Here is a 13,159-nt window from a genome sequence, read left to right on the forward strand (position 1 = left end):
AAATTGAACGTCGTCGACAGCAGATACGTGCGCGGAGCGGCGAGCGTGATCACGCCGCTATAAGCGGATGCCCAGTAGGCCTCGTTGAAGACGTTTTCGACGCTGGCACGAACCGCGATCGGCTTACCGTTCCAGGGAGACGTGAAGGTGTATCGCGCGCCGAGATCCACCCTCGTCCATTCCGGCAGCGTGAGTGTGTTCGTCACGTTGACATATTGCGAGCTGGTGTAGATCACCCTCCCCGTCAGCGTGAGATCGCGCACGAACGGCGTGTCCCACTCCGCACCGATGTTCGCAGTGACGGCCGGCACGCCGATGGCCGTTCTGCCATCGGTGAGACCGCCAGGCGTTCTGACCTGTTGACCTCGGATCAAGGCTACGCCACCCAGCAATCGAAGCTCGGGCGTGATCTCGCCGAACACGTTGAGTTCTACACCGCGGTTGCGCTGCTCGCCGTTGAGCTGCTGCGAGGGTTGCGGCAGCCCAGGCACCGCAATGATGCTCGGCTGAGAGATGTCGAATACGCTCATGGTCGTGGTGAGACGACCTGTATCGATCTTCACGCCCGCCTCGGCCTGCTTGGTTTGAGCCGGTGGAAACACGGTTCCCACGTTGGAAAACGCGCCGGACACGACGACCGGTGTTTGAAGACCTTCGATGTAGTTCGCATAGAGCGAGATGTTCTCGACCGGTCTCACGACGATTGCGTAAGCCGGCGTCCATACCGAAGCGTCGCTCTCCGGCCTGCTTGACGCGGGCGTAAGAAAATTAGTGACCTCGCTTCCTGCGGTCTGACGACGGACGCCAACCGTTAGCTGAACGCGCTTGTTCAGGAATGACATCGTGTCGGAAACACCGACGCTCCAGAGGTTGACGCCGGTGAGCTGATTGGCGCCGACCACAGTGAAATTGGGACGAGGAATATTGGTCGGCTCGGTGTAGAGGTTCCAGAAGATCGTGCCGCCGCCCGGGGGCGTCAGAACGCGCTGGCTATAGGTTCGATCGTTGATTGAGTAACCGACGTTGATCGCGTGATTGATCGGGCCCGTATCCGCGTTGATGCGAACACCGGCTTCGCCCGCAAAGGTCTCGAATGTCTCCTTTCCGGTGAACGGGTTCGAAGCCAGGTCGCCCACCTGGAGTGCTCCCGTTCGCGTCGCGTTGGTGAGAATAGGCGACGGATAGGCATAGTTGATGTTGCTGTCGTGATAACCGAACGACGCGTACGCGGTCATCCAGTCGGTCAAGTCGACCTCGCCTCTCGCGGTCGAGAAAAAGTCCGTCGGCTCATAGAACGCCCAAGGTACCTGGAAATTGGTTCCGGCCTTCGGCGGTGGAGGAATGAAGGTCGTGGTTGGAGCGATGGTGAAGAACCGCAACGGCGGATGCAGGACGTCGGCCTGGTAACCGATATCGACCGCCATGCGCGCGTTCTCGCCACGATAGTCGAGGCCCAGCACCACATTGCCGAGTTCGTCGTTCTGGCGGTTCCAGGGCGTATTGCCGTTGCGATAGGTGCTGTTTAGCCGAACGCCCCACTCCTTGTGCTCGCCGTAGCGCCGACTGACGTCGATGGCCTCGCCAAACTGAGACTTCGAAATGTAAAATCCGGTGAGCTGCGTAATATCGACGTCGGGCGCATGCTTGGTGAGGAGATTGACACTGCCGCCGACGGCGCCGCCGCTTGCGACACCGGTGCCTCCGACCGTCATGCCGTTGAGCACCGCGCTCGGCCCTTTCAGCACTTCGACCCGCTCTATGAAGTTCGCACCGGTAGAATAGCACGGTGCGATTCCGTAAAGTCCGTTCAACGCGTAATCGCAACTGTCATAGTAGAAGCCGCGGATGAAGAGGCTATCGGCGCCACCGCCCGCCGCCTGCACCACTCTGACGGAAGGATCGTTCGCCAAAACGTCGCGGATAGTACGCGCCTGTTGATTCTGAATCAGCTCCGCCGTGTAGCTGGTCTGGTTGAACGGCGTATCCATCACGCTGCGGTTGCCCAGCAGTCCTAGGCTTCCGCCTGTTGCGACCTGTCCACCGGCATAGGGAGCGGGCGGCGCGCCAAGCGTTCCCGTCGAAGGCACCGCATACGGGACCGGCTCTACCCGGCGAGGAGCCGGGGCAGCAACGCGCCTTTGCACGCGTGTCGTGGAGGTCTGCGGCCTCTGGCTCGTCTGTCGCACCCTTGATCTCGTTGGTGCGTCTACGGTGACGGGCGGCAAATTTCCTTGTGCAAATACTTTCTGACTGTCCAAAAAATCCAAGGAAAGCGCGAGGTAACTCGCCGCTCCCAGCGCAACAGCACGCAGAACATTTCTCGCCCCGACGTCATACGTCATGCCTAACACCCCCAGGCAACTTGCAGGTCCCTGGATTCGTCCTAACACGCGCTTCTGCAGGGGGTGGAGAAACGCCCAATAGAAATGATCTAAGCTCGCGATGCTGTTGCGGCGAATTGCTCGCAGAGCCTGTCTAACAACGATGAAACAACATCATGCATTCTTTGAAATCGTTCTAAAGAATATGCGCCATGCGCGCGATAAGCACGGTTGGTCCATGATGATTCCGTGACCGAGAATGTTCGCACGCCGTTCTCAGCAGGAGCTTCGGGAATTCTTTCCATGAATATTTGGGAAGTTGTGGCAGCCACATCTCCCGAACTCGCTTCCAAAGATTCGGCGGAAAGAGCGTGGTGTCTTCAAACAGCGCGCGCGGGAAATCAGTTGCTCAACGGGTAGATCTTTCCCGGATTCATGATTCCTCTCGGGTCCAGCGCCGTCTTTACCGCCTTCATGAGCGCCACCCCCTCACCGTGCTCCGTTTGCATGTGCACGATCTTGTGCAGCCCTACGCCGTGTTCGCCTGAGCATGTGCCTCCCATCGCAATGGCTCGGCGCGCGGTGCGAAAGGCGAGCGCCTCGGCGCGCTCAGTCTCTTGCGCGTCCTTCGGATCGAACAGGATTCCGAGATGGAAATTACCATCACCGACATGGCCGACGATCGGCGCCGTCAGGCCAGATGCGACAATGTCCGCCTTGGTCTCCAGCAGACAGGCCGGCAGCGCCGAAATCGGCACGCAGGCATCGGTACCCATATTGGCCTTACCGGGCTCAAGCGCCATCACCGCTTGATAGGAATTGTGGCGCGCCTTCCACAACCGCGTCCGGTCTTCCGGCCGCTCGGCGAATTGAAACGCGCCGCCGCCGTGATCCGCTGTTATCGCCTGCATCATCTCCACTTCCTCGCGCACTCCGTTCGGCGTGCCGTGAAACTCGAGAAAGAGCGTCGGCGTCTCCACATAATCCAGTTTCGAATAGCGGATTGCGGCGCGCATCTGCACCTCGTCGAGCAGTTCAATGCGCGCCATCTTCAGATTGGATTGCAGCGCCGTCACGACAGCGGCGACAGCACCTTCAAGCGAGGCAAACTGGCAGACGGCGGCAACGATCGTCTCCGGCTGGCCGTAAAGCTTGAGCTGGATTTCGGTGATGACGCCGAGCGTTCCTTCGCTGCCGACATAGAGACGGGTGAGATCGAGGCCAGCAGATGACTTCCGCGCGCGGCTGCCGGTGCGGACGATGCGGCCATCGGGCGTGACGACGGTGAGGCCGAGAATGTTCTCACGCATCGTGCCATAGCGCACCGCATTGGTGCCGGAGGCCCGCGTGGCGGCCATGCCGCCGATCGAGGCATTGGCTCCTGGATCGACCGGAAAGAACAGGCCGGTGTCGCGGACATGCGCGTTGAGGGCTTCGCGCGTCACGCCCGCCTGGACCCGGCAGTCGAGCGAGTCCGGTGTGACCTCCAGGATTTTGTCAAAGCGCGTCATATCGAGCGACACGCCGCCGGCAAGAGCTGCAAGCTGGCCCTCCAGCGAAGACCCCGCGCCAAAGGGCGTGACCGGCACGCGGTGTTCGTTGCACAGCGCGAGAACGAAGGCGACCTCCTCGTTGGTCTCGGGAAAGACCACGAGATCGGGCACACCGACTGCCGGCAGGCCTTCGCCGTGGCTGTGCTGGTCGACCACCGCCTGCGAGACCGTGACACGCGCGCCCAGGCGTTCAGCGAGCCTCGCGCGCACAGCGGCGATGACTTCCGTTGTTGGGCGCGGCAGGGTGTGGGCGTTCATGTCGGCCTCCATTGTGACCCGGCCTCCATCTGCACCACGGCGATCCGCCTTTCAAGCCGCGACGGCGACGGCTCTCGTGAGCACCAAATCCAGCCCGCTAGCTTATTCGGCGGCCTCGCCGTGGCCGAGATAGGCGCCCATCAGGCGGGGATCGCGCGCGACCTCGGCGGCGCTTCCCTCGGCAACGATACGTCCCGAGCTCAGCACATAACCGCGGTGGGCGACGGCGAGCGCCATGCGGGCATTCTGCTCCACCAGCAGGATCGCCGTCCCCTGCCGATTGATTTCCACGAGCTTGCCAAAAACCTGCTCGACCAGCAGCGGAGCAAGTCCGAGCGACGGCTCGTCGAGCAGCAGCAGACGCGGACGGCTCATCAATGCGCGGGCAATGGCGAGCATCTGCTGCTCTCCGCCTGAGAGCGAGAAGGCCAGCGATGCCGACAGGCGCTTGAGGTTGGGGAACAGTTCGAGCATCTCCTCGATCAATCCCGCCAGTTCACCGTGCGGTCGCCCATAGGCGCCGATCTTGAGGTTCTCGATGACTGTCAATCCGCCGAACAGCCGCCGGCGCTCGGGAACGAGCGCCAGTCCCATTCCGACCAGACGCTCGGTCGGCTCCCTGATCAGCTCCTGACCTGTGAAGCGCACCGAGCCCGATGCCTGCGCCAGACGCGCGATCGCCTTCAGCGTGGAGGATTTGCCTGCTCCGTTGTTGCCGAGCAGCGCCACGAACTCGCCGACACCGACCTTCAGCGACACCTGCCGGACCGCCTCGATGTCACCGTAGCGGACCACGAGATCGGAGACCTCAAGCAGCGGCGCGCCGGTGCCTTCGCTCGCGCGGCCGACCTGTTCATGGAGCTCCGCCTCGCGGTCGGCACGGCCGAGATAGGCCTCGATGACGGCGTCGTTGCGCTGGATCTCGGCCGGCGCTCCCTCGGCCAGCACCTTGCCGAAATTGAGCACAGTGATCCGGTCGGCGAGCGTCATCACTACTTCCATCTCGTGCTCGATCAAGAGGATCGTCATCCCGCGCGCATGCATCTGGCGGATCACCTCGATCAGGCGCGCGGTCTCGGCGTGGTTGAGACCTCCATGCGGCTCGTCAAGCAGCACGAGGCGCGGCTCCAGCGCGAGCGCCTTGGCGATTTCGAGCAACCGCCTTTGTCCCTGCGGCAACGAGGCGGCATTCGCATCGGCAACGTCGGCAAGCCCGACGAACGCAATGATCTCGTCGACCCGGCGTGCGTTTTCCTGGTCGAAGCGCCACGGATGAGCCCTGCCGTGCCGCGCGGCAAGGACATTCTGGCGCACAGTCATCGAGCCGAACAGGCGGGTATTCTGGAATGTGCGTGCCAGCCCCATTGCCGCGAGCTGGTGCAACGGCTTCGACGTGACGACGGCGCTTTCGAAGCGCACCTCGCCTCCGGTCGGCGTATAGATGCCGCTGATGATGTTGAACAGCGTGGTCTTGCCCGAGCCGTTGGGGCCGATCACGGCATGGATCGTGCCCTGCGCGACGGTGAGCGATACGTCTTCGAGCGCCGTCAGGCCGCCGAAGCGTTTGGTGACGCCGGAGAGCTCAAGCAGCGCGTTCATGATGCGTCACGTCCGATCGTGCATAGGATTTTTCGCGCCGGCGAAGACTGCGGAAGGCGGAGAGAACCAGTCCGGAGAGACCGGCAGGGAAGAAGGTGATCACGAGGATGACCATGACGCCGAAGACGGCAAAGTAGTATTCCTGCATGAAGCGCAACAGCTCCGGCACGAAGGTATAGAGGATGGCCCCGAGCACGGCGCCAAGGGGGCTGCCGAGGCCGCCGACCACCGCCATGGCGAGGTAGGAGAAGGTCGACTGCCACGAGAAAACATCGGGGCTGATATAGCCGCGCAGCAGCACGTAGCAGATGCCGGCAAGACCTCCATAGGCGGCCGAGATCACGAACAGCATGATCTTCAGCCGCGAAATGTCGACGCCGATGGCCTGCGCCGCCAGCGGATCGTCGCGCAGCGCGCGGATGCGCAGACCCAGCGGACCATTGGCGATCCAGACCTGGAGCAGATAGGCGCAAGCGACGATCGCGAGCAACACCCACAGCATCTTGTCGTTCTCACCGGCAAGCCCGATGCCCGGGATTGCGGTGATGCCGTTGGCGCCGTTGGTCAGTCCCTCCCAGTTCACCAGCAGCCGCTCGACGATCAGCGCGAAAGCCAGCGTACACAGGGCGAGGTAGTGCCCCTTCAGCCGCAATGTCGGCCAGCCCAGCGCCATCCCCACCGCGGCGGAGATTGCGATCGCGCCGATCGCGGCGACCGGCACCGGCATGCCTGCGGCCTGAAGCAGCGTGAATCCATACGCCCCGATGCCGAAGAATGCGCATTGTGCGAGCGACATCTGGCCGCCGAAGCCGAGAATAAAATTGAGCCCGAGGACCAAGAGGATGTTGATCAATGTCACGTCTGCGACCTGCAGATAATACACCGACAGGAATTGCGGCAGGACGAGGCCGCAAAGGATCGCAACGCCGATCACCAGAAGGGCGAGCGTACGCATCGTCAGCGTGTTTCCGTCGACGGTCATTTATGGACGCTCCAGTTCGAGTTCGCCGAAAATGCCCTGCGGGCGGAACATCAGAACTGCGATCAAGACGCCGAACGCAATCACGTCGATATATTCCGACGAGATGTAGAAGGATCCCGCCGACTCGATGACGCCGAAGATCAGGCCACCGACGAGCGCGCCGGGGATCGAGCCGAAGCCGCCGAGGATGGTCGCTGCGAAGGCACGGAGCGACAGGTTAACGCCCATGTCGGAAGATACGTAAGACAGCGGCGCGATCAGCCAGCCCGCCAAGGCTGCGAGCATGGTAGCGTACGCAAAGATGAAAGCGATGATGCGGGCGGTGGGAATGCCCATCAGCCGCGCAGCTTCAGCGTCCTGCGCGGTGGCGCGCATTGCGCGACCGAGCGCCGTATGCTGAAACAGCGTGTGCTGGATCGCCATCATCACGGCGAGCGCCGCCAGGATGACGAGATACTGCGCGTAGATCGTGGAGCCGAACAACTGCACAGAGGTCGTGCCCAGGGGGCCAGCGAAGTTGAGAGGCTGCGGTCCCCAGATGATCACGGCGATATTCTGCAACGCCATGGACAGGCCGAGCGTTGCCACGATCGCCGACAATTGCGGCGCGTTGCGCAAGGGATGGTAGATTCCCCAAGCCAGCGCGGCGCCGAAGATGCCAAGGATCACCAGCATCGTAACGAGGTTCAACCACAGCGGCATCCCGAGACGATTGGCGAGCCAGCCGACCGAGACGAAGGCGCCGAGCATCACGAGGTCTCCCTGAGCAAAATTGACCAGGGAGACCGCATTCCAGATCAGCGTGTAGCCGAGCGCCACCAGCGCATAGGCCGCGCCGATCGCCAATCCCACCAACACGATCTGAATAAAAGTCTGCAACATCGTAAGATCCCGTCACGGTGCCGGCCACCGGAGGCCCGGCGGCGGCGCACGCTCGTTAGCTGCTGATGGCCTTGACGATCTCCGGCTTGCCGCCGGCGACCTTGGTAATGATGCCGGAATGGGTCATATCGCCGTTGCCGGTCCAGCCATAGCGCGTGACGATGCCCGGGAAGTCACGGATCGCGGTCAGCGCCTGCTGGATTCCCTCGCCCGTAATGGCGTCGGCGCGCTCCATCGCCGCGATGATCAGCTTTGCCGCGTCGTGATAGACCGTGGCGTAGAGCTCCGGCTCGTCACCGGGATGAGCCGCCGAATAGAGCTTCTTCCAGCTCTGCACCCGCTCGTCGGGATCGTCCTTGACGAACTCGCCGATCGCCATGCATCCGTCGGCGCCCTCTCCGGCGAGGCCGAGGAAGATCGGCTGCGAGAATGCCGTGTTGCCGGCGATGCCGAATTTCACGCCGAGGGTCTTGCTCTGCTTGGCAATGAGCCCCGCCGGCTGATCATCGGTCCAGACGATGATGCCGTCGACACCGGCCTGCTGAAAGGCCAAAATCTGCGAGGTGTAATCCTTGGTGGCGTCGGTGTGGGCCTGCACCAGCGCAGGCTCGACGCCGCGCTTGGTCAAGGAGGCCTTGACCACGCCAATGCCGGATTGCCCAAAGGCCGTGTTGACGTAGCCAAGTCCGATCTTCTTCCATTGCAGATCTTCCGTGACGTATTTGACCAGAAGGTCCGCGCCGATCGCATCATTCAGGCGGACGCGAAACACCCAGGGGCTGCCTTGCTGGGTGACGACAGGTCCGGTTGCGCCCGTCAGGCACGGGATCTTGTATTTCGCAAGCAGCGGCAGGTTCGGCAGGATGCCCGGCGTGTAGTGCGGACCTACCAGTGCCACGACCTCGTCCTGGGTCGCGAGCTTGGTAACGGCATTTGCCGCCGCAGTTGGGTTCGGCCCGAGATCGTCGGCGATGCGTACCTCGATCATGCGCCCCTTGATGCCGCCCTTGTCGTTGATCTGCTTCACCGCAATCGCGACGCCATTCTTCATCCACTGGCCGTTCTGGGCGAACTGACCCGTCATCGGTCCGGAAATGCCGATGCGGATCGGATCGGCGGCGTGTGCGCGGCCGAGGATCGTCGGCATTGCGAGCGGTACGGCAGCAATGCCCTTGATCAGACTGCGTCGAGAGAAGCGCAAGGTAGAGACCATGGCAGTTTCCTCACTTGGTTTTGCGATGCCGCCTCGTCTCGAGCGGCTGGCTTTGCGAGCGAGATTGGCTCAGTTGTCCGAGCGGAGCGGACGGAGGCCGAAGGTGCAGGCGGCCGAGAGGAGCGCGATCGCGACCATGTAGCCGGCCACCCAATAGGCCGAGCCGTACTCGGCAAGGAGTGCGGTTGCGATCAGCGGCGAGAGGCCGCCGCCGAGGATCGGGCCGAGCTGCTGCACGAGCGAGAGGCCGCTGTAGCGGATGCGCGCCGGAAACAGCTCCGAGAAGTAGGCGCCTTGCGCGCCGTAGACCGAGCCATGACCAAGCGCGAGACCTAGCGCGATCGCGAGCCAGATCATGCCGGTGTGCCCGGTGTTCAGCATCTGGAAGAAGACGAGCGCGAGCGCGGCCTGGAAGATCATGCCGCCGACATAGACGGCGCGACGACCGACCCGGTCCGACAGCGCACCGAACAGCGGCAGCGTCAGGCATTCGAGCGCACAGCCGACGAGCACGCCGTTCAGGATTGTCTGGCTCGGCAGCCCGAGCTTGGTCTTGCAGTAGGTGATCGCGAACACGGCGTAGATGTTGAACAGCCCGCTTTCGGCGACCTTGGCACCGATGCCGAACAGGATGTTACCCTTGTGATTGCGGACCGCCTCGACCACCGGCACGCTGGCAGCCCCCTCCTCGCTCAGCACGCGCTTGAACGCCGGCGTCTCCGAGATCTTGAAGCGGATGAAGAGCCCGATCCCGACGAGGACGATCGAAAACAGGAACGGGATCCGCCAGCCCCAGGCGAGGAAGTCAACCTCGCTCATGGAGGTCGACAGGATTCCCAAGAGCGCGATCGGGATCAGGAATCCGGCGGGCACGCCGATATGGACGAGCGAGCTGAAGAAACCGCGCCGGTCGGCCGGCGCATGCTCCACCGTCATCACCATGCCGCCGCCATATTCGCCGCCGATGCCAATTCCCTGCAACAGCCGCAGCCCGATGAGACAGATCGGCGCTAACACACCGACCTGCTCATAGGTCGGCATGAGTCCGATGAGGAAAGTCCCAAGTCCCATGATCAGGATAGTGATGAGCAGCGCCGTTTTTCGGCCGACGCGGTCTCCGAAATGGCCGAACAGCACGCCGCCGAGCGGCCTTGCACAATAGCCCACGAAGAATGTCGCGAAAGCGAGCAGCGATCCGACCAAGGGATCGGAACTCGGGAAGAAGATCTTGTTGAAGACGAGCGCGGTCGCGGTCGCGTAGAGCGTGAAGTCGTAATACTCGATCATGTTGCCGATGGCGCTCGCCACAGCAACCTTCCGGATGTCGCCCGAGGCCCGACGCTTGATCGAAGCGGCCGCTTGGTCTGCCACCCGGCTGGACCCGATCGACCTAACCATTCCGCTCATGACGTCGTCCTCCGGCTTCGGCAGGAAGACATTCCTGCCTGGACTTTTGTCCGTATTGCGGACAACAAGAGCAGCGACTTATTCCACATGTCAAGAGGATTTTTCCGCCGGATCGCTAGCCATCCCGCACATTTAACGCATGTGTCGATGCTTCAGCGAACACGCTTGAGCGAACACGCTTGACGTCCTGCGCGCATTTGGCATACAAAATGTCCACATTCCGGACAATAAAGGAGGATAACGTGCCAGCAAAGATTACCGGGATCATTCCGCCCCTCACCACGCCGTTCGATCAGAACGGTGACATCGACGAAAAGGCTTTCCGTCGCCAGGTGAAGTTCTTGCTTGAGAAGGGCGTGCATGGCGTCTGCGTCGGCGGCAGCACTGGTGAGGGTCACACGCTTACCACCGACGAATTCCGGCGCTTGATCGAGGCCTGCGCAGAGGAGCTGAACGGCAAGGTGCCGCTCGTCGCCGGCATCATCGCCAACTCGACCCGCGAAGCGATTGCCCGCGCCCGTGCCATTGAATCGGTCGACGTCGCCGCGCTCCAGATCACGCCGGTGCATTATCTCTTCAAGCCAGACGAGGATGCGACGGTCGGCCACTTCAAGACGCTGTCCGAGTCGGTCAAGCAGCCGGTCATCATCTACAACGTCGTGCCCTGGAACTACCTGAGCCCTGCGCTGCTGCTGCGGATCATGAACGAGCTGCCCGGCGTGATCGGCGTCAAGCAGAGCGCCGGCGACCTCAAGCTGATGGCCGATCTCTTGCTCGACGTGCCCGCGGGCAAGGTCGTGCTGACGGCGGTCGATGCGCTGCTCTATCCATCCTTCGCGCTCGGCGCGCATGGCACGATTGCCGCAAACCCGGCTGCAGTGCCCGGCGCCTGCGTGGCACTGTGGAACGCGGTCCAGCGCGGCGACCACGCCACCGCGATCGAGATCCACAAGCGCCTGTTGCGGTTCTGGAACACGATCGTCGGCGACAATCTCCCGGCCTGCGTGAAGCATGCCCTCACCCTCCAGGGATCGCCGAGCGGGCTTCCGCGGCAGCCGATGCCGGCTCCGACCAGCCGGCAGAAGAACGCGATCGCTGCTGCGCTCAAGCCTTTGCTCGAGGTCGAAGGCGGCGTGAGGCTGGTCGCGGCCGAGTGAGCACACGACAAAGGGCGCGGCATTGCCGCCGCGCCCGATTCCGTCTAAGTCGGATATGGTTCGCGTCCTGGATATTGCGTGGTGACGCCACCCGAAAGGTCCGACATGACTAGCGTCGACAGCAGTCGACAGAGCGTGAAGTCGCTCTTCAAGATGCTCGAGGTCCTGGAGGCCTTCTCCTCGACCGACCCCGAGCTGAGCGTTGTCGAGATCGCGCGCCGCACCGGCCTGCCGCGCACCACCGTTCATCGCATTGTAGATAGCCTGCGCAGCGTCGGGTTCCTGGAACAGGACGCGAGCCGCGATCGCTACCGCCTTGGCATAAAACTGTTCGAGCTCGGCGGCAGCGCACTCATGAACCTTCCGCTGTATCGCGAGGCGCCGCCTTTCGTCGATACGCTTGCCAAGCTCAGTGGCGAGGATGTGCATCTCTGCATCTTCGACGGCGCGCAAATGGTCTTCGTCAATCGCCGCAGCCAAATTGCTGCCCGCCCGCACAACACCGTCATCACGATGGAAGCCTCGCCCTGTCACTCGACGGGCGTGGGTAAGGCGGCGCTCGCATTCCAGAGCGACGCCGTGATCGACCGGGTCATCCGCGCCGGCCTGCCTCGTTTCACGCCGAGCACGATCGTTGAGCCGAAGCGGCTAAAGACCGAGCTCGCGGCAATCAGGTCCCGCGGCTATTCGGTGGACGATTGCGAGCATGAGCCGGAGCTGCGCTGTGTCGCGCGCCGATCCGCAACAGTGCAGGCCGCGTCTTCGCGGCGATCAGCGTGAGCGGTCCGAGCCGGCGCGTTACGGCTGAATGGGTGCCAGAACTCGCCCGGACCGTGATGACGCACGCCGAGCTGCTGTCGATCCGCCTGGGCTACCAGCCTGACTCGCACGGCCGGGCCGCAGACGCTGCGCCGGAGCGCAACACCCCCAAACGTCGTCAACGGTCCGCGGCAGGAACCGCACAAGGCGAACGTGGCGCCTGATCGAAGGACTTCACCCTCCATCTTCGCCGGTCCGCGGTGCCGCGCGCAGCTACGAGGTGACTAGCGACGGTCGCCTCAATTGTCCCGTCGAGTCTGCAAGACTCGCGAGGTAGTGCGCGGCGTCGCTAATATCGGCGACGATCTCGCGTTCGGCGCCATCGGCGTCGCCTGCGACGATAGCCTTCAGCGCCGCGGTGTGATGATCCCAGCCCTTCAGCAGGACCACGTATTCGGGGATCACGTAGGACAACACCGGCCCGCAGCGCAGCCACATGTTCTCGATGGTCTCGACGAGTAGCGGAATGCCCGACATCGCATAGATGCCGAAGTGAAACTTGCGGTGATGTTCGAGGTAGCTCTCGAGCTTGCGCGCAGCGATCAGCGACTGCATCGTCGAAAGCCGCTCTTGCAGCTTTCGCAGCGTGGCATCGTCATGCCGGTGCAACGCGGCCTCCCGCGCTGCGCGCCCTTCCAGGGCGCAACGCACCACCGTCAGGTCCGAAAGCTCGCGGCGGGACAGGTGCGGCACGATCGCTGAATTGCGCGGCCCCTGTTGCAGCACGCCTTGCGCCACCAGACGGGTGACGGCGTCGCGTACCGGTGTGATCGACGTCCCGAAACTTTCGGCCAGTGAGCGCAAGGTCAAGACCGTGCCGGGCTCGAACCGCCCGGCCAGCAGCGCATCCCGCAACTGTGCGTGTGCGAGGTCCCACAGCGGTTCACGCTCGATTCGTTTCAATGCCGTCATACAACGCTCGGTATCGCGGCGCGCGACATCGCGCAAATCCCTCAGCCAGGCGCTAG

Annotated in this window: 9 protein-coding genes and 1 pseudogene; 2 read left to right on the forward strand and 8 right to left on the reverse strand. The window is 62.9% G+C overall.

Annotated features, from left to right (window positions below):
• From CWO89_RS05370 to CWO89_RS05400, 7 genes are all read right to left on the reverse strand, one after another.
• Positions 1-2,342, reverse strand: a 2,342-nt coding sequence (locus CWO89_RS05370) for a TonB-dependent receptor (RefSeq protein ID WP_130577603.1), incomplete at its 3' end; no start/stop codon positions are given.
• A 380-nt stretch (positions 2,343-2,722) separates the two neighbouring features.
• Positions 2,723-4,132: an FAD-binding oxidoreductase gene (locus tag CWO89_RS05375; protein WP_207234405.1), complete on the reverse strand. Its 1,410-nt coding sequence runs from the start codon at positions 4,130-4,132 to the stop codon at positions 2,723-2,725.
• A 102-nt stretch (positions 4,133-4,234) separates the two neighbouring features.
• The gene (locus CWO89_RS05380) at positions 4,235-5,731 is read right to left on the reverse strand and encodes an ATP-binding cassette domain-containing protein (RefSeq protein WP_130577605.1); all 1,497 of its coding nucleotides are present in this window, start codon (positions 5,729-5,731) and stop codon (positions 4,235-4,237) included.
• Positions 5,715-6,713: a branched-chain amino acid ABC transporter permease gene (locus CWO89_RS05385; protein ID WP_130577606.1), complete on the reverse strand. Its 999-nt coding sequence runs from the start codon at positions 6,711-6,713 to the stop codon at positions 5,715-5,717. Before CWO89_RS05385 ends, CWO89_RS05380 begins: the two co-directional genes overlap by 17 nt.
• The gene (locus tag CWO89_RS05390) at positions 6,714-7,595 is read right to left on the reverse strand and encodes a branched-chain amino acid ABC transporter permease (protein WP_130577607.1); all 882 of its coding nucleotides are present in this window, start codon (positions 7,593-7,595) and stop codon (positions 6,714-6,716) included.
• Between the two features lie 55 nt (positions 7,596-7,650).
• Positions 7,651-8,808 (reverse strand): ABC transporter substrate-binding protein, encoded by a 1,158-nt coding sequence (locus CWO89_RS05395; protein WP_130577608.1) that lies wholly within the window; start codon positions 8,806-8,808, stop codon positions 7,651-7,653.
• Between the two features lie 69 nt (positions 8,809-8,877).
• Positions 8,878-10,215 carry an MFS transporter gene (locus tag CWO89_RS05400; RefSeq protein WP_245475740.1) on the reverse strand — a complete coding sequence of 446 codons (1,338 nt, stop codon included), beginning with the start codon at positions 10,213-10,215 and terminating at the stop codon, positions 8,878-8,880.
• Positions 10,216-10,457: 242 nt separating this feature from the next.
• Between CWO89_RS05400 and CWO89_RS05405 the strand changes: the two genes are divergently transcribed.
• Together CWO89_RS05405 and CWO89_RS05410 are read left to right on the forward strand one after the other, a co-directional pair.
• Positions 10,458-11,372, forward strand: a complete 915-nt coding sequence (locus CWO89_RS05405; protein WP_130577609.1) for a dihydrodipicolinate synthase family protein — start codon at positions 10,458-10,460, stop codon at positions 11,370-11,372.
• A 153-nt stretch (positions 11,373-11,525) separates the two neighbouring features.
• Positions 11,526-12,355 (forward strand): annotated as a pseudogene (locus CWO89_RS05410) (IclR family transcriptional regulator).
• Between the two features lie 49 nt (positions 12,356-12,404).
• On the opposite strand, the gene CWO89_RS05415 reads toward CWO89_RS05410, so the two are convergent.
• Positions 12,405-13,139 carry a GntR family transcriptional regulator gene (locus tag CWO89_RS05415; RefSeq protein WP_245475741.1) on the reverse strand — a complete coding sequence of 245 codons (735 nt, stop codon included), beginning with the start codon at positions 13,137-13,139 and terminating at the stop codon, positions 12,405-12,407.
• Between the last annotated feature and the right edge of the window lie 20 nt (positions 13,140-13,159).

The organism is Bradyrhizobium sp. Leo170 (genome assembly GCF_004296405.1).
Lineage (GTDB): Bacteria > Pseudomonadota > Alphaproteobacteria > Rhizobiales > Xanthobacteraceae > Bradyrhizobium.